We start from the raw sequence: 19,313 nt of genomic DNA on the forward strand, positions 1-19,313 counted from the left end.
CCCTGTGACAAGAGCGGCCGCAGCCATGAAATATTCCAGGAGTCTATGATGCCCAAAATCCCCGAAATGACCAAACATCGTGGCTTTCCGTCGGGTTTAAGTGGAACGCAGTGGCAGTTCACCATTCGCCGGGCGAATCCCAAGGTGACGGTGCTGGGACAATGGCCGCGCCATCTCAGCCGGGATCAGACGGTCGCTCTGGCCGATACCGCCTTCATGCATTCCCTTTGGCATTATTTCGGAGCGGAACCCTTTGAGCGCGGCAATCTCGATGGCGAACGCTTGTCGCGTTTGCTGGGGCGGGAAGTGATCCCCGCAGATCGCTCGTTCGACCCCGCCTCCTACCAGGCGATGTTGCGTATCAACGAAAGCCTGGCGCGGAAAAACTTTCCCCAGGCTTTCGAAGACGTCCTGGAGGTTTGATGGCGGCGTTTAAAAAAATCCTCATCGCCAACCGTGGCGAGATCGCCTGCCGGGTCATCAAGACCGCAAGGAAGATGGGCATTGCAACGGTCGCCGTCTATTCCGATGCGGATGCAGAAGCGCTGCATGTGCGCATGGCCGACGAGGCGGTGCATATCGGCCCGGCGCCGTCCAGCCAGTCCTATATCGTCATCGACAGAATTCTCGAAGCGATCAGGAAGACCGGTGCCGATGCCGTGCATCCCGGTTATGGGTTCCTGTCGGAAAACGCTGCGTTTGCGCAGGCGCTGGAAAAGGCAGGCGTCGCCTTCATCGGCCCCCCGGTCAAAGCCATCCAGGCGATGGGCGACAAGATCACCTCGAAGAAGATCGCAGCCGAAGCCGGCGTCTCCACCGTTCCCGGCCATATGGGCCTGATCGAAGATGCCGAGGAGGCGGTAAAAATCTCCGCCTCGATCGGTTATCCTGTGATGATCAAGGCTTCGGCCGGCGGCGGCGGCAAGGGCATGCGCATCGCCTGGAACGATACCGAGGCGCGCGAGGGTTTCCAGTCCTCCCGCAACGAGGCGAAGAACTCGTTCGGCGACGACCGCATCTTCATCGAAAAGTTCGTCGACCAGCCCCGCCATATCGAAATCCAGGTGCTCGGCGACCAACACGGCACCACGCTTTATCTCGGTGAGCGTGAATGCTCGATCCAGCGCCGCAACCAGAAGGTCATTGAGGAGGCCCCGTCGCCCTTCCTCGACGCGGCAACGCGGAAAGCCATGGGCGAGCAGGCCGTCGCACTCGCGAAAGCGGTCGGTTATTTCTCGGCCGGCACTGTCGAGTTCATCGTCGACGGCGCCAGAAATTTCTATTTCCTCGAGATGAATACTCGCCTGCAGGTAGAACATCCGGTGACCGAACTCGTCACCGGCATCGATCTCGTCGAACAGATGATCCGCGTTGCGTCAGGCGAGAAACTGTCCTTCGGTCAGGAAGACGTCAAGCTGGATGGCTGGGCGATCGAAAGCCGGCTATACGCCGAGGATCCCTACCGCAACTTTCTGCCCTCGATCGGCCGGCTGACCCGCTACCGCCCGCCTGCCGAAGGCCAGCAGGACGACGGCACCGTGGTGCGCAACGATACCGGCGTCTTCGAAGGTGGCGAGATCTCCATGTATTACGACCCGATGATCGCAAAACTCTGCACCTGGGCGCCCGATCGCTTGGCGGCGATCGACGCAATGGGCAAGGCTCTCGACGATTTCGAGGTGGATGGCATCGGCCATAACCTGCCTTTCCTGTCGGCTGTCATGGGGCATGGCCGATTCCGCTCCGGAAACATCACCACTGCCTTCATCGCCGAAGAGTTCCCGGAAGGCTTTTCGGGCGTGCATCCGGACGAGGCGGCGGCAAAAAAGCTCGCCGCCATCGCCGTGCTGGTCAATCAGGCCCTGCAGGAGCGCGCGGTGCAGATTTCCGGCACGATCGGCAATCATCGCCGGGTGATCGGCAAGGATTGGGTGGTAACGCTCGCCGGTTTCGAGGAAGCCGTAGCGCTCGAAACCGGGCCTGACGGCACCGGCGTAGGCTTTGCCGACGGAACGCCGCTTTCCGTCGCCGGTGGCTGGCTTCCGGGCCAGCAACACGCCCGCTTCCAGGTCGGCGGCGAGACGATGGGCGTCAAGGTCAACCTCGTCGGCTCGGCCATCCGGCTGCGCTGGCGGGGCATGGATGTAACCGCCCGCGTCCGTTCGCCCCGCGTTGCCGAACTCGCCCGCCTGATGCCGAAAAAGCTGCCGCCGGACACTTCGAAAATGCTGCTCTGCCCCATGCCCGGCGTCATCACCTCCGTCTCGGTGAAAGCCGGCGACGCCGTCGAAGCCGGCCAGACGCTCGCCACCGTCGAGGCGATGAAGATGGAAAACGTTCTGAAGGCGGAGAGACAGGGCATCGTCAAACGCGTCGCCGCAAGCCAGGGCCAGAGCCTGGCGGTCGACGAGTTGATCATGGAGTTCGAGTAATGGCCGAGAAGACCGTGAAAGCCGCAAAGGCGGTCAAGGACTGGGAAGCGCTTGCCGAGAAGGAGCTGAAGGCTTCGCCGGAGACGCTGGTCTGGCACACGCCCGAAGGCATCAATGTCAAGCCGCTTTATACCGCCGAAGACCTGCAGGGCATCGATCATCTGGATTCTCTGCCCGGTATGAAGCCCTTCGTGCGCGGGCCGCGCGCCACCATGTATGCCGGCCGGCCCTGGACGATCCGCCAATATGCCGGCTTCTCGACCGCCGAAGCCTCGAACGCCTTCTATCGCCGCAATCTCGCCGGCGGTCAGAAGGGCCTGTCGGTCGCTTTCGACCTCGCCACCCATCGCGGTTACGACAGCGACCATCCGCGTGTCGAAGGCGATGTCGGCAAGGCGGGCGTGGCGATCGACAGCGTCGAGGATATGAAGATCCTGTTCGACGGCATCCCGCTGAAGGACATGTCCGTGTCGATGACCATGAATGGCGCGGTCATCCCGATCCTCGCCTCCTTCATCGTCGCCGGCGAGGAACAGGGCTGTTCGCGGGCCGAACTGTCCGGGACCATCCAGAACGACATTTTGAAGGAGTTCATGGTCCGCAACACCTATATCTATCCGCCCGAACCCTCGATGCGGATCGTCGCCGACATCATCGAATATACGGCGAAGGAAATGCCGAAGTTCAATTCGATCTCGATATCCGGCTATCATATGCAGGAAGCGGGCGCGACGCTCGTCCAGGAACTCGCCTTCACGCTGGCCGACGGCCGGGAATATGTACGCGCTGCCCTTGCCAAGGGCCTCAGCGTCGACGAGTTCGCCGGCCGGCTGTCCTTCTTCTTCGCGATCGGCATGAACTTCTTCATGGAGGCGGCCAAGCTGCGTGCCGCCCGCCTGCTCTGGTCGCGGATCATGGAGGAGTTCAAGCCGCAGAAGGCTTCGTCGCTGATGCTGCGCACCCACTGCCAGACGTCGGGCGTGTCGCTGCAGGAACAGGACCCCTATAACAACGTCATCCGCACGGCCTACGAGGCGCTGTCGGCGGTGCTCGGCGGCACCCAGTCGCTGCACACCAATGCGCTCGACGAAGCGATGGCGCTGCCGACCGATTTTTCCGCCCGCATCGCCCGCAATACCCAGCTCATCCTCAGCCACGAGACCGGCGTCACCAAAGTCGTCGATCCGCTGGCCGGCTCCTATTATGTCGAGAGCCTGACCAATGAGCTCGCCGAAAAGGCCTGGGCCCTGATCGAGGAAGTCGAGGCGATGGGCGGCATGACCAAGGCGGTCGCCGACGGCCTGCCGAAACGGCTGATCGAGGAAGCTGCCACCCGCCGCCAGGCCGCCGTCGACCGCGGCGAGGAAATCATCGTCGGCGTCAACAAATACAGGCTGGAAAACGAGGACGAGATCGACATTTTGGCGATCGACAATTCCGCGGTCCGCAAAGGCCAGATCAAGCGGCTGAAGGAGGTTCGCCGTCAGCGGGATCCGAAGCGGGTAGCGGCGGCCCTCGCCGTCCTGGAGGAGGCCGCGGAAACCGGCGAGGGAAACTTGCTGCAAGTGGCGATCGAGGCGGCCCGCGCCCGCGCCACCGTCGGTGAAATCTCCGATGCGATGCGGCAGGCCTTCGGCGATCATTCCGCCGTGCCGGAAGTGGTCAGCGATATCTATGGACCCGCTTACGAGGATGATCCGGAATACAAGACGATCGTCTCGCGGCTTGGCAGCTACGCTCAAACGCTTGGAAGCAAGCCGAAGATCATGGTCGCCAAACTCGGCCAGGACGGACATGACCGCGGCGCCAAGGTGATCGCGTCGGCCTTCGGCGATATCGGCTTCGAGGTTCTCGCCGGCCCCCTGTTCCAGACGCCGGAGGAGGCGGCCGACCTCGCGGTCAGGCAAAACGTCCAGGTGGTCGGCATGTCGTCGCTCGCGGCCGGTCACAGGACCCTTGCACCCCAGCTTGTCGAAGCGCTGAAGGCAAAAGGCGCCGAAAACATCATCGTCGTGGTCGGCGGCGTCGTGCCGCGGCAGGATTACGACTACTTGATAGACCACGGTGTCGCCGCCGTCTTCGGCCCAGGCACCAACGTGCTTGATGCCGCAAACTCGATCATCGACCTCCTGGAGGGCAAGCGCCGCAATATCTGACGGCTATTTCGCCGCCAGCATCGCCTTGGCGCTGTCGGCATCGGTAATCAGCACGTTGATCAGCCCGTTCTGCGCCACCGCCTGCAGGATCTTGTGCTTGTGCGGCCCGCCCGAGGCGACGATGCGGCAGCCGATGCGGCGAAAATCCTCCATTTCGGGGGCCAGCACCTGGCGGTTCAACGGATGATCGATCTCCTTGCCCGCAGCGTCGAGATAACGGCCCATCAGGTCGCCGACCGCGCCTGCTTGTCTGAGGATCTGCTCGGTCATGCCTTCCGGCAGGCCGTAGCGCACCTGCAGCGACTGCTGCGACACGTCGCCGACGCTGAGGTAAGCGACATCCACCTCGCAGATCTGTTTGAACGTCCTCTGGAACACCGCCTGCGAAATGATCGCATCGCGCGATTCCGGGCTCTCGGCATAGATCGGCGCCACGAAATAGCGGCACTGGGCGTTCAGCACCTGCGCAAAGCCGCGCACGATCTCGAACGTGTTGATTTCGGAGCCCTGCGTCAGTCCGCCCATCATCGACCGCACCTTGATCTGCGGCTCGTTGAGCGATGGGATGTGCTGGATCGTCTCGCGCAGCGTCGAGCCCCAGCCGACGCCGATCGATGCAGGTTTCTGCGTCTGGATCAACCGGCCGAGAAAGCCGGCGGCCCCGCGTCCGAGCACCGAATGCAGAAGCGCCGGCTCCGTCGGCGTCAGCACCACGACCGCATCCTGCAGGCCGAATCGCTTGCGCAATTTCGCCTCCAGCTCGACGCTTTCGGCCAGCACGGAATCGAAGCTGATCCTGACCACGCCTGCTTCCAGCGCCTCCGAGAGGATCTCGTTGACCCGCCGCCGCGTGATGTTCATCCGTTCGGCGATCTGCTGCTGGGTAAGGCTTTCTACGTGATAGAGCCACGCGGCCCGCACCATCAGCTCACGATATTCCATTGTCCCCACCTCTGAAGTATCATATGTCACATGTATGTAACATGTGTAACCTAACCCATCCATGTCATGGCTAACCCAGACTGATGGAGATGGCCAGAACCGAAACAGGGCGGGTCGCGTGAAAGACCCGAATACCGAGGGATCCGAAACATGGCTTCGACATATGTGAAATCGATAACCGGCCTTCTTGCCGCCGGCGCGCTGCTGGTGGGCGCGACGGGTGCGACTGCCGCCGACCGAGTCAAGATCGAATGGTGGTATGCGATCTCCGGCAAGCTCGGCGATACTGTCCAGCAGCTGATCTCCGACTTCAACAAGTCGCAGGACAAGTACGAGCTCGTCGGCACGTTCAAGGGCAATTACGAAGAGACCATGGCGGCCATGGTCGCCGCATACCGCGTCAATCAGCAGCCGGCTATCCTCCAGTCTGCCGAGCGCGGGTTCATGACCATGCTGAATTCCGGCGCCGTCATCCCGGTCGATCAACTGATGGCCAAGCAAGGCTACAAGATCGACTGGAATGATTTCGTCAAGCCGGTCGCAGGCTTCTACATCGTCAACGGCAAGCCGGCGGCGCTTCCCTTCAACTCGTCGACGCCGATCCTCTGGTACAATGCCGATGCCTTCAAGGCCGCCGGCTTCGACGCGCCGTCCGACACCTGGCAAGGTCTCGAAAAGCAGCTTTATGCGCTGAAGGAAAAGAAGATCACCGATTGCTCGATGGCATTGCCGGGTGATTTCCAGTGGAGCCTGATCGAGAACTATTCGGCGATCAACAACTATCCCTTCGCTACCAAGGCCAATGGGTATGCCGGCCTCGACACCGAATTCGTCTACAACAAGACCGGCGTCGTCGGCCAGGTTGCCCGTCTCAAGAAGTGGGTGGATGACGGCGTGCTGAAAATCGCCGGCCAGGGCGTCGCCCCGATCAGCCTTTTCACCTCTGGCACCTGCGCCACGATCATCAACTCCACCGCCAGCCATTCCGGTGTCGAAGCCGATGCCAAGTTCAAGTGGAGCGCTGCGGTCATGCCGCATGAGGAAGGCGCCGATGTCAGGAACGGCACGATCGGCGGCGCCTCGCTCTGGGCGGTCAAGGGCAAGTCGGAAGAGGTTCAGGCCGGTGTCGCCGCCTTCTTCAACTTCGTCGCCCAACCCGAGACCCAGGAATGGTGGAGCAAGGCGACCGGCTACGTTCCGGTCACCAATGCCGCCTATCAGAAGATGAAGGCTGAGGGTTATTTCAAGGATCATCCGACCCGCGAAATCGCCCTCGAGCAGCTGTCGCGCGGCGAGCCGACCGACAATTCCCGTGGCTTCCGCTTCGGCAACCACAACCAGTCGACCGCTATCCTGATCGAAGAAATTCAGGCCGTCTGGACCGGCAAGAAGACCCCGCAGGAAGCGCTCGACAGTTCCGTCAAGCGCGGCAACGAAATCCTGCGCCAGTACGAGAAGCTCCATGCCGGCAAGTGATGCCATCATGATGAGGAGCGAGGGCGTGGCGACCCGCTCTCGTTTACCCTTGCGGCGGAGCCTGAGTTCCCTCGTCGGGACGTCGGAAGCGGGGCTGAAGGCCTCGCATTTCCGGCGGCCCTGGCTGGCCGCCGGCCTGCTCGCGCCGCAGCTGCTGATCCTGCTCTTTTTCTTTTTCATCCCCACCTGGAAGGCTCTGTCGCTCGCCTTCGTGCAGGTGGATCCCTTCGGCGGCACAATGATCTTCGTCGGCTTTGAGAATTTCACCGCCCTGTTTTCGAGCCCCGAATATCGCGACAGCGCCATCCTCACGCTATGGTTCACGGTGGTGCAATGTATCGCCACGCTCGTCATCGCCGGCCTGCTCGCCTTTGCCACCGATAACGTCATGCGCGGCCGGGCGATCTACAAAGGCGTCATCCTTCTGCCTTATGCGATCGCCCCGGCGATATCCGGCGTACTCTGGGCTTTCCTGTTCAACCCGACCGTCGGCCCGCTCGCCCAGATGCTGCATGAGTTGGGGATCGCCTGGGACCCGAACCGCCGGCCGTTCGACGCGCTGCTGCTGGTCTCGGTCGCGGCGGTCTGGAAACATGTCTGCTACGACTACATCTTCCTCGTCGCGGCCTTCCTCGCCGTGCCGGCTTCGGTGATGGAAGCGGCCGCGATCGACGGCGCCCGTCCGGTCCGCCGCTTCCTCACGGTGACGCTGCCGATGGCGGCGCCGACCATCTTCTTCCTGATCGTCATGAATTTCGTCTACGGCCTGTTCGAGACCTTCGGCATCATCGACACGGTAACCCGCGGCGGTCCCGCCGGCAGCACCAACACGCTGGTCTACAAGGTTTACCAGGACGGTTTCCGCCAACTCGACCTCGGCTCGTCCGCCGCCCAGTCGGTGATCCTGATGGCGATTGCCGTGCTCTTCACCATTCTGCAGTTCCGCGCCGTCGAGCGCAAAGTCAATTATCAGGTGTGACCATGGTTGAACGTCACACGGGCCTGTCGATCTTCTGCCACGTCGTTCTACTGATAGGCGCGGCAATCGTCTGCATGCCGCTCTATTTCGCCTTCGTCGCCGGTTCGCTGACGGTTGGCGAGGTGCAGCAGGTGCCGTTTCCGCTGGTTCCAGGCGGCCATTTCGTCGAGAACACCGTCCTTGCCTGGAACGAAGGCCAGTTCAGCCGGCTCTACGTCAATTCCGTCATCGTCACGGTCGGCATTGTCGTCGGCAAGCTGACGGTCTCGCTGATAGCCGGTTTCGCGGTCACCTATTTCCGCTTTCCCTTCCGCATGACCGCTTTCTGGCTGATCTTCATCTCGCTGATGCTGCCGGTCGAAGTGCGCATCATCCCGACCTACGAGGCGGTGGCCGATGCCGGCGGGCCGCTGCGGTCGCTGTTCGAGGCGATCGGCCTGACGGGCTTCATTGCCGACAGGACCGGCTATCAGCTCGACGCGGCGCTGCAATGGAACATGATCAACAGTTATGGCGGCCTCATCCTGCCGCTGATCGCCTCGGCATCCGCGACCTTCCTGTTCCGCCAGTTCTTCCTGACCGTACCGGACGAGCTCTGCGAGGCCGCCAAGCTCGATGGCGCCGGGCCGTTGAAATTCTTCTGGGATGTGCTCCTGCCGCTGTCGCGCGCCAATATCGCGGCGCTGTCGATCATTCTGTTCCTCTACGGCTGGAACCAGTATCTCTGGCCGCTCCTCTTCACCACCGAAAAGGCGATGTCGACGGCGATGATCGGATTGAAGGATCTGATCCCGGTCGCCGACGCCCAGCCGGCCTGGAACATCGCAATGGCCGCTTCCTTTTTTGTGATGGCGCCGCCGGCTCTCGTCATCCTTCTGATGCAACGCTGGTTCACCAAGGGCCTGGTGGATTCCAGCAAATAGAAATGAGGTATTTCCAATGACCAATCCCATCATCGTCGGCCATCGCGGCGCCCGCAATCTCTGGGCCGAGAACAGCCTGACCGGCTTTCGCAACCTGCTCGACCTCTCCGTCGAATCGGTTGAATTCGACGTGCATCTGAGCGCCACCGGCGAACTTCTCGTCATCCACGACGCAACCCTCGACCGAACCACCGAGCGCTTCGGCCGGGTGACTGATCTTGCCGCCGGCGAATATCGCTCGGTGATCCTCAAGGGCACCGACGAACACATTCCGACGCTTGAAGACGTGCTCGAAATCTACGCCCCGACTGGTCTCGAACTGCATGTAGAACTGAAGGCTGACGCCGACGGCAAGCCTTATGAAGGCCTCGAAGCCAGGGCTGCGGCGATGCTCGATCGTTTCGGCGTGGCGGACAACTCCTTCCTGACCAGCTTCAGCGGCGAAGTCCTGAAGACGATCGGCGAAGTCGCGCCGCATATCCGCCGGCTTTCCTCGCTCAATCACAAGTCCGTCCAGGCTCTCGGCCTGCGCCAATCCGTCGAAGCCATGCTGCAGGTATCCGATGTGCTGGCGATCGAAAAGTCGCTGCTGCTCGAGGAATGGGAACTGCTTTCCGCACTGGTTCCGGCCGAAATGCTCGGTGTCTGGGTTCCGAACGAACTGGAAGACCTGTCTTTCTGGCTGAAGCGGCCGCTCCGCCAGATTACCACTGACCGCCCGGACCTTGCGGTCCAGGCTCGCGAAGGACTGTTCGATGCCGCTCATTGATCGTCGAGGCTTACTGGTGGGCGGATTGGCGGCGGCTGCCATTTGGCGGCCGCTCGGCTCCGCCCGTGCGGCGAGCTTCAGCACCGATCCTTTCGCCCTCGGCGTCGCTTCCGGCGCGCCGAGGGCCGATAGCGTCGTCCTTTGGACGCGGCTGATCCCGGAGAACGCATCGCCCGCCGCCGCCGATTCTTTTGCCCCGGCGCCGAAGCAGAACCTCGATCCGATCGACGTGGAGTGGATGGTCGCCGAAGACGAGGCTTTTTCAAAGCCGGTCCAGTCAGGCCTATTCCGTGCAGTCCCCGAATTCGCCCATTCCGTGCATGTGGAGGTCACGGGCCTTCAACCCGGCCGCTGGTATTTCTACCGTTTCCGCTCCGGCAATGCGACGAGCCCGGCCGGCCGCACCCGCACTGCGCCGGCCGACAGCGTCGATACGCTTCGCCTCGCCTTCGCCTCCTGCCAGCAATATGAACAGGGGTTCTACAGCGCCTATGCCGACATGGCCGGCCGCGACCTCGATCTGGTCGTGCATCTCGGCGATTACATCTATGAGCGCAGTTATGGCGCGCAGCTCGTACGCAAGCACGAGACCGGCATACCCTCAATGCTCTACGAATTCCGCGACCGTTACGCGCTCTACAAATCCGACCCGCAACTGCAGGCCGCCCACGCCGCCTTTCCCTGGCTCGCCGTCTGGGACGACCACGAAGTTACCAACAACTATGCCAATGACCGCGCCCCCGACGCGCCGAATCCGGCCGAATTCCTCGCCCGCCGCCGCGCCGCCTACCAGGCCTGGTTCGAGCACATGCCGGTGCATCCGAGCCTTGCCGCCGGGTTCGATGCGCTTCGCATCTACGACCACTATCGGTTCGGCAATCTGGCCGGTGTGACGCTGCTCGATACGCGGCAATACCGCTCGCCGGAACTCGAAGGCTCTGCCGGCGACGACCGGCCGGAGCGGACCATGCTCGGCCCGGCACAGGAAGAATGGCTCGGCAATACGCTCGGTGCCAGCCACGCGAAATGGAACATCATCGCCCAGCAGACCCTGCTTGCCGAACGCGACACCAAGGCCGGGCTCGCTACAGCATACAATCTCGACGGCTGGGACGGCTATCGCGCCGCCCGCGGTCGTCTGCTGGAGGCGGTGCAGACCTCGGCGGTCGAGAACCCGGTAATCATCGGCGGCGATCTGCATGCCTTCTACGCCGCTGATGTGAAGCGCGATTTCGCCGACGAAAAGGTCCAGGCAATCGCCAGTGAATTCGTCTGCGGCTCGATCACCTCGGACGCGCCGTCTGCCGCAAGCCTCGCGACCGCACTTGCCGAAAACCCGCATCTCAAGTTTGCCTCGGACGAGCATGGTTATGCGATCATGCGCTTGAGCGAGCGGTCGGCCGAGGTGGATTTCATCGGTGTCGCCGACCGTAAGCAGCAGAACTCCCCCGCCACCGTTTTCCAGAGCTTTGCCGTCGCCGACGGTTTGGCTGGCGTCAATCGGTTTTGACGCCTCACCCAAGTTGGACTTTCATGCAGATAGATCTCCTGATTTTCGATTGTGACGGCGTCCTGATCAACAGCGAGCCGATCGCCAGCCGCACGCTTGCCAAGGCTCTGCAGGATGCCGGCGCCGCCATCACCGCCGAAGAGGTGCTGGTCCGGTTCACCGGCAATTCGGCGAGCGCCATCCGTCGCATCTGCACCGAAGAGCTCGGAATAACCGATCTGGATGCGGTCTTCGAGGCCTGGCATCTCGACATCTATCCGGAATTCGCCCGCTCGCTGGAGCCGATGCCCGGCATCGAAAGCCTGGTCCGGTCGCTGCCGCACCGCAAATGCGTCGCCTCCAACAGCTCGACGGACCGGCTGTCGAAAAGCCTCGGCCTTTTGCCGCTCTGGAACGCCTTCGCGCCCTCGATCTTCAGCGCCGACATGGTGGCCCGGCCGAAACCGGCGCCGGATCTCTTCCATCTCTGCGCCGAAACCCTGTCGGCCAATCCGGTCCGCTGCGTGGTGATCGATGACAGCACCCACGGGATCACCGGGGCGAGGGCGGCGGGCATGACGGCGATCGGCTTCGTTGATCCGGCAGACCCACGGCCCGGCCGCGCTAAAACTCTGGCGGAAGCCGGGGCCATTTTTGTGGCGACCGGTGCCGACGAGCTTCAGGAAGCGCTCGCCCGGCTCGAAGCCCCGCTCTCCGTGGAAGCCTGAGCGGCCGCTTTACGAGCATTCGGCAATAAAAAATCCAGGGTGTCATCCGCCTGTAAAACTCCGGCCCTAAGAAACCCCAGCAAGATTGCACGGCTGTGCAAAAGGGGGTTCGATGGAACGGGACGGTTTTCTGGAGTTGCGCGGTGTCGCCAGCCGTTATGGCGCCACGCAGGTTCTGACCGATATTGATCTGTCGATCGCCAAGGGCGAGTTCGTGGCGCTGCTCGGGTCGTCCGGCTGCGGCAAGACCACGCTTCTGCGCCTGCTCGCCGGTTTCATCGCCCCTTCAGCCGGCGAGGTGAAGGTGCGCCATCGCGACGTCACCCACCTGCCGCCCGACAAGCGCGGCATGGCGCTGGTTTTCCAATCCTATGCGCTCTGGCCGCACATGACGGTGGCTCAGAACATCGGTTACGGGCTGAAGCTGAAAGGCGTTCCGCGCTCGGAAATTGCAATCCGCGTCGCCGCCATGCAGTCGCTGCTCGGCCTCGACGGGCTGGAGGCGCGCAAGCCATCGGCGCTCTCGGGCGGTCAGCGCCAGCGTGTCGCGCTCGGCCGGGCGCTCGCCATCGATCCGGAAATCCTGCTGCTGGACGAGCCGCTGTCCAACCTCGATGCGCGCATCCGCCTGACGGTGCGCCACGAGTTGCGGGCGTTGCAGAAGCGTCTCGGCATCACTGCCATCCACGTCACCCACGATCGCGAGGAGGCCATGGTGATGGCCGACCGGATCGTCATCCTGAATGCTGGCAAGATTGCCCAGCAGGGCACGCCGGAAGATGTCTATAACCGCCCCGCCTCGGCCTTCGTCGCCGCCTTCATGGGCGCGGAAAACGTGCTTTTCCTGAACGGCGCGCCACAGGGTGACCAGTTTGCGATCGCTGCCGGCCCGGCCAATGCGGCCTGTTCCGTGCCGCTGCTTGGCCGCGCGCTGGCCGCCGGTCCGGTCGAAGCTCGCTTCCGCCCGGAGGCAGCCCGTCTTTTCCCGGCCGACGATGTCGCCGTGATCGGCCCGGGCATCACCTTCCGGGGCGAGGTCGCCGCCGTCAGTTATCCCGGCGGCCATTGGCGCCATGTCGCCAAACTCGGCGATCACGAAATCATGGCCGATGCCGAACGCGCATTCGAGCCAGGCACCCCCGTCGCCGTGTTCGTGCCGGCCGAGGCGCTCTTTCTGTTCAGTTCGCCGCAGGCTGCTTCGGCCTCACCCATTTCCCGGGCGCCATCCGGGAAAGTCCACGCCTGACCCTTTGATACCTCTGCCTTTTCAACTCACGGAGAAGCACTCATGAAGAAGATGTCTTATGCAGCCTTCGCCGTCGCTTTCGCAGCCCTTCCGGTTCATGCCGAAGAGCTGACGGTTGCGACCGCCGGCGACCAGAACATGGTCGATTACATCAACCAGTATCTCGGCCCGCTTTTCGAAAAGACCTATCCGGGCAACACGGTTCGCGCCGTCGGCACCGGCCCCGGCGATGCCGGTTCGCAGAAGATCCTGGAGCGTTTCGACGCTCAGTCTGCCGCCAAGTCCGATAAGTGGGACGTCGATGTTGCCGTCGTGCACGAAAAATTCGTCGGCCCGATGGTGACCAAGAGCTATCTCGACAAGTATCGCGGCGACATCGACACCGGCAAGCTCGTGACCCGCGACAACGCCAAGATGGCGCTCGGCACCAATGTCGACGGTTATGTCATGCCGATGTTCAACAGCCAGACTGCGATCGCCTACAACCCTGCGCTCGTTCCGAACCCGCCGAAGTCCTATGCGGAGCTCGCAGACTGGGCCAAGGCCCATCCGAAGCAGTTCGGTTATAACGGCATCAAGGGCGGCGCTTCCGGCGTCTCGTTCGTCATGGGTTGGATCTATGCCTTCGGTGGCGGCGATGCCAACACCCTGATGAACGGCCCGTTCAAGGAAGAAGAAACCAAGAAGTGGGATGCGGCCTTCAAGAGCCTCGCCGACTTCACCACCAACGCAACGTTGACGCCCGGCAATGCCGGCACTCTCGACCTGCTGTCGCGCGGCGAAATCGCCATGGGCCCGGTCTGGGTCGACATGTTCTACTCCTGGCAGGCCAACGGCCAGCTGCCGCCGACCATGAAGCTGGTTCTGCCGGCCCCGGGCATGCCGGGCCAGCCGATGCACTATGTCCTGCCGGAAAAGGCTGCCCACAAGGCACTGGCCGAAAAGTTCATCGCTCTTGCCACCAGCCCGAAGGTCCAGGCCGAAGGCATCGTCAAGCGCTTCAACTGGTATCCGGGCATTGATGCGGACAAGGTGAAGGTCGAACTCGACGACGCCACCTGGAACAAGCTCTTCGTCGACATCTCGCCGGCCGACCTGGCCGCCAAGGGCAAGCCCTTCCCGATCGCGCCCTACAATACCGCGATCCTCGAAGCTTATGAGAAGTCCGTGAAGTAATCGCACTCTACGAACCTTGCTCCCCGCAGTTCAGCGCGGGGAGTATTTTTTCCTTCTAGAGCGGTCGAACCATGCCAAAACGCCTCCTCGGTCTCCTTCTCGTGCTGCCGGCACTCGCGGTGATCGCCTTTCTCTTCATCCTGCCGCTGATCATGTCGGCGGTCGGCGCCTTCCAGGTGGAGGGGGCTTTCGGCTGGGGCAATTTCACCAAGACTTTCGATCTCTATACCAAGGACGTCATCTTCACCGTCGTGATCGTCAGCCTGTCGACGGTTCTGATCGGTATCGCCTCGATCGCCATCGGCGGTTACCTGACGCTCGGCGAACATCCGGTCGCGGTGGCGATCCTGCGCTGGCTCTATCGCTGGCCGATGTTCATTCCCTTCATCGTCGTCGGCCAGATCCTTCGCACGTTCCTCTCCAAGAACGGCATGATGAACAACACTTTCATCAATCTCGGCCTGCTGACGCCGCTCGATGCGGTGAGCTTCCTCGACTGGCGCGGCATCGTCATCGCCTTCGTCTGGAAGCAGACGCCGTTCGTGGCGCTGCTCGTCGCCGGCGCCATGGCCTCCATCAACCGCGATACGATCGAGGCGGCCCGCAATCTCGGCGCCTCGCGGCTGCGGCTGCTCTTGGAAATCGTCGTGCCGCAGGTGGCGATGACACTGACAGTCGGCCTCATCCTCTCCTTCGTCACCATGATGTCGGTTCTCTCGGTACCGCTGATGATCAACGCACAGTCGCCGACCATGCTGACCGCCGATATCGCCTTCCGGGTCAATTCCTACGGGGACTATGGCGTCGCCAACGCGCTCGGCCTCATCTCGCTCGTGCTCGCCGCATCCGTCGCATGGATCTACCTACGCGCCAGCCTGAAGGAGCGTGCATGACCGCCGCCCGTAATTCCGCCGCCCGCAATCCTCTCGCCGCGCTCTGGTGGGTGCCGCGCGGCATCATCTTCGGGCTGATGGCCTTCTTCATCTTCGGACCGCTGTTCAACCTGCTGCTCTGGACGGTGGCTGAGAAGTGGTATTTCCCCTACAGCCTGCCGCTCGAATATGGCTTCAGCTCCTGGGCAAAAGTGTTCGCGCCGCGCGGCGGGGCGATGGAATCGCTCACCAATTCGCTGGTCGTGGCGCTGCTGACCGTTGTCGTCTCGCTGTTGCTGGCAATCCCGGCAGGTTATGCGCTGGCGCGGCTGAAACTGCCGTTCCGCGGCCTCATCCTGCTCGCCTTCCTCATTCCGCAGGCCTTTCCGAACCTGACGGTCTATGTGAACATCGCCCGCATCTTCTATGAGATAAAGCTCAACGGCACGATCCCAGGCGTCGTGCTGGTGCATGTCTCGCACGGCCTCGTCTACGCGGTCTGGATCGCCACAGCCGCATTTTCGGCGATCGACGTGGAGCTCGAACAGGCGGCCCGCAATATCGGCGCCGGCGCGTTCCGGGCCTTCCTCGACGTGACGCTGCCGCTGGCAGCACCGGGACTGATGGCGAGCGCCATCTTCGTTTTCCTGGAATCGCTCGACGAATTCACCGGCAGCTATTTCGTCGGCGCGCCTGATGTGAACATGCTGCCACTGTTGCTCTATACCACCGCTGCCGGTGGCAATTATCAGATCGCATCGATCACGGCCCTCTTGCTGCTCGTTCCCTCCTTGGTGTTCATGTTGATCGTGGAGCGATTCCTGAAGGCGGACGTCCTTTCGCGCGTGGGGCATTGAGGAAAGCATGAAGGACGAAAAACGGATGCGTTTCGTCAGCGCTGAACAGGTGGCGCAACTTGCCGGCGTCTCCCGTTCGGCGGTTTCCCGCACGTTTACGCCAGGCGCCAGCGTCGCGCCGGCAACCCGGGAAAAGGTGCTGCGGGCGGCGGAAGAACTCGGCTACCACGTCAACGACCTCGCCCGCGGCGTGCTCGCCAACCAGAGCCGGCTTGTCGGCATCGTTGCGACCAAGCCGGAACTCGGTTTTCGCGCCCATCTGACGGCGGCACTCGCCAAGGCGCTGATCCATCGCGGCAATATCCCGATCCTCATCAATACCGGCCAGACCGAAGAGGAATTGCTGGCCGCCCAGAAGATGCTGATCGGTCACCGCGCCGAGGCGACGATCATCCTCTCCGGATCGCCGCCCGCGAGCTTCTTCGAACTCGCCCAGCGCAACGGCCAGCCGCTGGTGGTGATCGGCCGTTCGGAACCGGATGCCGACCATGTCCGCGCTGGCAATTCCGAGGCCTCCCGGAAGGCCGCCAATGCCTTTTTCGAGGCCGGCCGTCGGCGCCTCGCCGTTGTCGGTTCGCAATCGGGGACGCCGAGCATCACCGAGCGTGAAAATGCCTTCATGTCCGCGGCACGCTCGCTCGGTGCCGAGGTCCGGTCCGCTGGCGGGCCGGATTCCGACTATGACAGCGGCATTGCCGCCGCCCGCGAGCTGTTTGCTGGTGGCGAACGCCCGGACGCGGTGTTCTGCGCCAACGATCAGATCGCCTTCGGCCTGATGGATTTCATCCGCATCGAGACAAAACTGCGCATCCCGGAAGACGTTGCGGTGATCGGTTTCGACGACGTGCCGGAAGCGGCCTGGCTGAGCTACAGCCTCACCACCTTCCGCCAGGATCCGGTCACCATGGCGCTGCGGGCCGTCGAGCTTCTGGAGCGCAGGCTGGAAAACCCGGACGCTTCGCCGGGTTACGAGCGGGTCATCCCCGAACTGGTGGTGCGAAAGAGTTTCATTCCGGTTTAAAGCTTCAACAGCTTGCGGGCGTTTTCCTTGAGGATCAGCGGCCGCACCTCGTCCTTGATCGAGATTGCGGCAAAATCCGCCATCCAGCGGTCCGGGGTAATCGCTGGCCAGTCCGAGCCGAACAGCATTTTGTGCTTCAGGATCGAGTTGGCGTATTGCACCAGGATGGCCGGAAAATATTTCGGCGACCAGCCGGACATGTCGATATAGACGTTCGGCTTGTGGGTCGCGACCGAAAGCGCCTCTTCCTGCCAGGGGAAGGAGGGATGTGCGAGGATGATCGGCATGTCGGGAAAATCCGCCGCCACGTCGTCCAGATAGATCGGGTTGGAATATTTGAGCCGCATGTTCATGCCGCCGCGCATACCGGCGCCGACGCCGGTCTGGCCCGTATGGAACAGCGTGATCGCACCCTCCTCGGCAATCGCCTCGTAGAGCGGATAGGCCATCCGGTCGTTCGGATAGAAGGCCTGCATGGTCGGGTGGAACTTGAAACCCTTGACGCCGAATTCGCGCACCAGTCGGCGCGCCTCGCGGGCGCCCATCTTGCCCTTGGCGGGGTCGATCGACGCGAACGGGATCATGATGTCGCTGTTTTCGGCGGCGATCATCGCCACCTCTTCGTTGTTGTAACGCCGGAAACCGGTCTCGCGCTCGGCATCGACCGGAAAGATCACGCAGCCGATCTTGCGTTCGCGGTAGTAGACGGCGGTCTCGTTCACCGTTGGCAGCATGCCCTTGTGACCGGCCGGGTTCTTGAAATATTTGGCCATGCCGGCCTGGAATTGGTCATAGCCATCGTCGCGCGGGCCGCAGCAGGGTTCTTCCGCATGGGTGTGTACGTCGATGGCGATCAGCTCGTCGATGTTCAAGGTTCGCTCCTCCCGATCCTTAAATTCAGCCCAGGCCCACGAATTTCCGCAGCAGGGCCGTCAGTTGTTGGCGCTCGTCACCGGTAAGGTTGGCGCCGACCGACTCTTCATAGGTGAAGAACCACTGGCTCGCGTGTTTGACCCTCGTTACCGCTTCCGGGGTCAGCGTAATCTCCACGGCGCGGCGATCACCATCCGGCACCTTCCGCGAAACGAGGTTCTGGTCCTCCAGCGCCCGGATCAGCTTGGTCATATGGGCTCGCTTGATCATGAGCCGTTGGCCGAGCACGCTTTGGCGGATGCCCGGATTGTGGAGAATGACCCAAAGCACGGAGAATTCCCCCGGCTTCAGATTATGCTCGCCGACCTCCTCGAAAAACCGCTCGTAGATCTTGAGCTGCGCCAGACGCATCAGGAAACCGAGCGCCGAATTGAGCCGGTCGAGTTCGACCTCGTCTGCGGTGCGGATCGGCATGTCCATGGGCGTTCCCCCTTATGCCGAGCCCGGCGCCTTCAGCCGCGCGGCGCGTTTTTCCAGGAAGGCGCGCAGACGCTCTTCGGCCTCCGGGCTGGTGGCGGTGAAGGAGGCGATGAAGGATTCCACGAAAAGCCCGTCTTCCTTGGCCATGTCCTGGATCCGCGGCAATGCGTTGAGCACCGCGTAGTTGGAAATTTCGGCGTTGCTGGCGGCGGCTTCTGCAAGCTCATGCGCCTTCTGCCGGGCCATGCCCTTTTCGACGACGTATTGCGCCAGGTTCCAGCGCTCGGCCTCTTCCGCAGAAGCGACGCGGCCGGTCAGCATCATGTCGGTCATGCGGGCGACGCCCATCAGCCGGGCGGCCCGAACCGAACCACCGCCGCCGACGAAGATGCCGCGCTGGCCTTCCGGCAGGGCGAAAAAGGCGGACTTGTCCGCAACCCGGATATGGGTGGCGGACGCCAGTTCGAGGCCACCGCCGACCACCGCCCCGTGCAGGGCTGAAATCCACGGGATCGTGCCATGTTCGATGCCGGCAAACACCGCATGCCAGCGGCGCGAACCGCGCACGCCTTCGATCGGCGTCTTTTTGACGTGTTCGGCAAGGTCGAGCCCGGCGCAGAAGTGGTCGCCATGACCGAACAGTACGACGGCTTTCGCCTCGCTTTCGGCGCGGGCCACGGTCTCGGCGATCGTTTCGACGAAACGGTCGCTGATCGCGTTGCGCTTTTCCGGGCGGTTGAGACCTATATGGGCAACATTGCCCTTGAGCTCATAGGTCACGAAGCTGGTTGCCGTATGATCGGCCATTTTATGCATTCTCCTCCAGCAACGGACGCTCCCCAGCCCGTCATCAGTTTTTGATCGTTTACAGGGAGATTGTTTCTTTGTAAACAA

18 protein-coding genes are annotated in these 19,313 nt (G+C 62.5%); 14 read left to right on the forward strand and 4 right to left on the reverse strand.

The features are described from left to right. Positions 1–48 precede the first annotated feature (48 nt). From RG540_RS20570 to scpA, 3 genes are read left to right on the forward strand one after another with little or no spacing between them, the layout of a single operon-like run. Positions 49–423 carry a hypothetical protein gene (locus tag RG540_RS20570; RefSeq protein ID WP_038594370.1) on the forward strand — a complete coding sequence of 125 codons (375 nt, stop codon included), beginning with the start codon at positions 49–51 and terminating at the stop codon, positions 421–423. Next, positions 423–2,432 (forward strand): acetyl-CoA carboxylase biotin carboxylase subunit, encoded by a 2,010-nt coding sequence (locus tag RG540_RS20575; RefSeq protein WP_038591838.1) that lies wholly within the window; start codon positions 423–425, stop codon positions 2,430–2,432. Before RG540_RS20570 ends, RG540_RS20575 begins: the two co-directional genes overlap by 1 nt. Then, entirely contained in the window at positions 2,432–4,588 is a 2,157-nt protein-coding gene (gene scpA / locus RG540_RS20580; protein WP_038591841.1) for a methylmalonyl-CoA mutase, read from the forward strand. Before RG540_RS20575 ends, scpA begins: the two co-directional genes overlap by 1 nt. Positions 4,589–4,591: 3 nt before the next feature. Here scpA and RG540_RS20585 read toward each other — a convergent pair whose 3' ends face one another. Further along, complete coding sequence (locus RG540_RS20585; protein WP_038591844.1) at positions 4,592–5,530, reverse strand: sugar-binding transcriptional regulator; 939 nt, start codon at positions 5,528–5,530, stop codon at positions 4,592–4,594. Positions 5,531–5,680: 150 nt separating this feature from the next. Between RG540_RS20585 and RG540_RS20590 the strand changes: the two genes are divergently transcribed. From RG540_RS20590 to RG540_RS20640, 11 genes are all read left to right on the forward strand, one after another. Beyond that, on the forward strand, positions 5,681–7,006 hold the full coding sequence (locus RG540_RS20590; protein WP_174479290.1) for an extracellular solute-binding protein: 1,326 nt from the start codon (positions 5,681–5,683) through the stop codon (positions 7,004–7,006). Continuing rightward, positions 6,993–7,985: an ABC transporter permease subunit gene (locus tag RG540_RS20595; RefSeq protein ID WP_157884634.1), complete on the forward strand. Its 993-nt coding sequence runs from the start codon at positions 6,993–6,995 to the stop codon at positions 7,983–7,985. The genes RG540_RS20590 and RG540_RS20595 overlap by 14 nt, the downstream gene beginning before the upstream one ends. A gap of 2 nt (positions 7,986–7,987) precedes the next feature. Further along, complete coding sequence (locus RG540_RS20600; protein ID WP_038591847.1) at positions 7,988–8,908, forward strand: ABC transporter permease subunit; 921 nt, start codon at positions 7,988–7,990, stop codon at positions 8,906–8,908. A 16-nt stretch (positions 8,909–8,924) separates the two neighbouring features. Beyond that, positions 8,925–9,677, forward strand: a complete 753-nt coding sequence (locus RG540_RS20605) for a glycerophosphodiester phosphodiesterase family protein (protein ID WP_038591850.1) — start codon at positions 8,925–8,927, stop codon at positions 9,675–9,677. After that, positions 9,664–11,187 (forward strand): alkaline phosphatase D family protein, encoded by a 1,524-nt coding sequence (locus tag RG540_RS20610; protein WP_038591853.1) that lies wholly within the window; start codon positions 9,664–9,666, stop codon positions 11,185–11,187. The genes RG540_RS20605 and RG540_RS20610 overlap by 14 nt, the downstream gene beginning before the upstream one ends. 23 nt (positions 11,188–11,210) lie before the next feature. Beyond that, the gene (locus RG540_RS20615) at positions 11,211–11,894 is read left to right on the forward strand and encodes an HAD family hydrolase (protein WP_051909545.1); all 684 of its coding nucleotides are present in this window, start codon (positions 11,211–11,213) and stop codon (positions 11,892–11,894) included. Positions 11,895–12,006: 112 nt separating this feature from the next. Beyond that, complete coding sequence (locus tag RG540_RS20620; RefSeq protein ID WP_038591856.1) at positions 12,007–13,140, forward strand: ABC transporter ATP-binding protein; 1,134 nt, start codon at positions 12,007–12,009, stop codon at positions 13,138–13,140. A gap of 42 nt (positions 13,141–13,182) precedes the next feature. After that, positions 13,183–14,316, forward strand: coding sequence for an ABC transporter substrate-binding protein (locus tag RG540_RS20625; RefSeq protein ID WP_038591859.1), 1,134 nt, complete (start codon positions 13,183–13,185; stop codon positions 14,314–14,316). Between the two features lie 71 nt (positions 14,317–14,387). Further along, positions 14,388–15,209: an ABC transporter permease gene (locus RG540_RS20630; protein ID WP_038591862.1), complete on the forward strand. Its 822-nt coding sequence runs from the start codon at positions 14,388–14,390 to the stop codon at positions 15,207–15,209. Next, a complete protein-coding gene (locus RG540_RS20635; protein ID WP_080724994.1) occupies positions 15,206–16,045 on the forward strand; it encodes an ABC transporter permease in 840 nt (279 codons plus the stop codon). The genes RG540_RS20630 and RG540_RS20635 overlap by 4 nt, the downstream gene beginning before the upstream one ends. A 7-nt stretch (positions 16,046–16,052) precedes the next feature. After that, entirely contained in the window at positions 16,053–17,066 is a 1,014-nt protein-coding gene (locus RG540_RS20640) for a LacI family DNA-binding transcriptional regulator (RefSeq protein ID WP_038591865.1), read from the forward strand. On the opposite strand, the gene RG540_RS20645 is transcribed toward RG540_RS20640, so the two are convergent. Genes RG540_RS20645 through RG540_RS20655 form a run of 3 tightly spaced genes read right to left on the reverse strand, consistent with a single transcriptional unit; the run spans position 17,063 to position 19,226 of the window. Then, entirely contained in the window at positions 17,063–17,938 is an 876-nt protein-coding gene (locus RG540_RS20645) for an amidohydrolase family protein (RefSeq protein WP_038547636.1), read from the reverse strand. The two genes, RG540_RS20640 and RG540_RS20645, sit on opposite strands and share 4 nt — an antisense overlap. Positions 17,939–17,963: 25 nt before the next feature. Continuing rightward, positions 17,964–18,419: a MarR family winged helix-turn-helix transcriptional regulator gene (locus RG540_RS20650; RefSeq protein WP_038591868.1), complete on the reverse strand. Its 456-nt coding sequence runs from the start codon at positions 18,417–18,419 to the stop codon at positions 17,964–17,966. A gap of 12 nt (positions 18,420–18,431) precedes the next feature. Then, the gene (locus RG540_RS20655) at positions 18,432–19,226 is read right to left on the reverse strand and encodes a crotonase/enoyl-CoA hydratase family protein (protein WP_038547642.1); all 795 of its coding nucleotides are present in this window, start codon (positions 19,224–19,226) and stop codon (positions 18,432–18,434) included. Between the last annotated feature and the right edge of the window lie 87 nt (positions 19,227–19,313).

The sequence above is a fragment of the Neorhizobium galegae bv. orientalis str. HAMBI 540 genome (assembly GCF_000731315.1).
GTDB lineage: Bacteria > Pseudomonadota > Alphaproteobacteria > Rhizobiales > Rhizobiaceae > Neorhizobium > Neorhizobium galegae.

Excerpts from the sequence above, each read along its gene's own strand:
- RG540_RS20595 (WP_157884634.1), top strand. The coding sequence starts at position 6,993 with ATGCCGGCAAGTGATGCCATCATGATGAGGAGCGAGGGCGTGGCGACC.
- RG540_RS20590 (WP_174479290.1), top strand. The coding sequence starts at position 5,681 with ATGGCTTCGACATATGTGAAATCGATAACCGGCCTTCTTGCCGCCGGC.
- RG540_RS20620 (WP_038591856.1), top strand. The coding sequence starts at position 12,007 with ATGGAACGGGACGGTTTTCTGGAGTTGCGCGGTGTCGCCAGCCGTTAT.
- RG540_RS20575 (WP_038591838.1), top strand. The coding sequence starts at position 423 with ATGGCGGCGTTTAAAAAAATCCTCATCGCCAACCGTGGCGAGATCGCC.
- RG540_RS20640 (WP_038591865.1), top strand. The coding sequence starts at position 16,053 with ATGAAGGACGAAAAACGGATGCGTTTCGTCAGCGCTGAACAGGTGGCG.
- RG540_RS20625 (WP_038591859.1), top strand. The coding sequence starts at position 13,183 with ATGAAGAAGATGTCTTATGCAGCCTTCGCCGTCGCTTTCGCAGCCCTT.
- RG540_RS20650 (WP_038591868.1), bottom strand. The coding sequence starts at position 18,419 with ATGGACATGCCGATCCGCACCGCAGACGAGGTCGAACTCGACCGGCTC.
- RG540_RS20630 (WP_038591862.1), top strand. The coding sequence starts at position 14,388 with ATGCCAAAACGCCTCCTCGGTCTCCTTCTCGTGCTGCCGGCACTCGCG.
- RG540_RS20570 (WP_038594370.1), top strand. The coding sequence starts at position 49 with ATGCCCAAAATCCCCGAAATGACCAAACATCGTGGCTTTCCGTCGGGT.
- RG540_RS20655 (WP_038547642.1), bottom strand. The coding sequence starts at position 19,226 with ATGGCCGATCATACGGCAACCAGCTTCGTGACCTATGAGCTCAAGGGC.
- RG540_RS20585 (WP_038591844.1), bottom strand. The coding sequence starts at position 5,530 with ATGGAATATCGTGAGCTGATGGTGCGGGCCGCGTGGCTCTATCACGTA.
- RG540_RS20635 (WP_080724994.1), top strand. The coding sequence starts at position 15,206 with ATGACCGCCGCCCGTAATTCCGCCGCCCGCAATCCTCTCGCCGCGCTC.
- RG540_RS20615 (WP_051909545.1), top strand. The coding sequence starts at position 11,211 with ATGCAGATAGATCTCCTGATTTTCGATTGTGACGGCGTCCTGATCAAC.
- scpA (WP_038591841.1), top strand. The coding sequence starts at position 2,432 with ATGGCCGAGAAGACCGTGAAAGCCGCAAAGGCGGTCAAGGACTGGGAA.
- RG540_RS20600 (WP_038591847.1), top strand. The coding sequence starts at position 7,988 with ATGGTTGAACGTCACACGGGCCTGTCGATCTTCTGCCACGTCGTTCTA.
- RG540_RS20610 (WP_038591853.1), top strand. The coding sequence starts at position 9,664 with ATGCCGCTCATTGATCGTCGAGGCTTACTGGTGGGCGGATTGGCGGCG.
- RG540_RS20605 (WP_038591850.1), top strand. The coding sequence starts at position 8,925 with ATGACCAATCCCATCATCGTCGGCCATCGCGGCGCCCGCAATCTCTGG.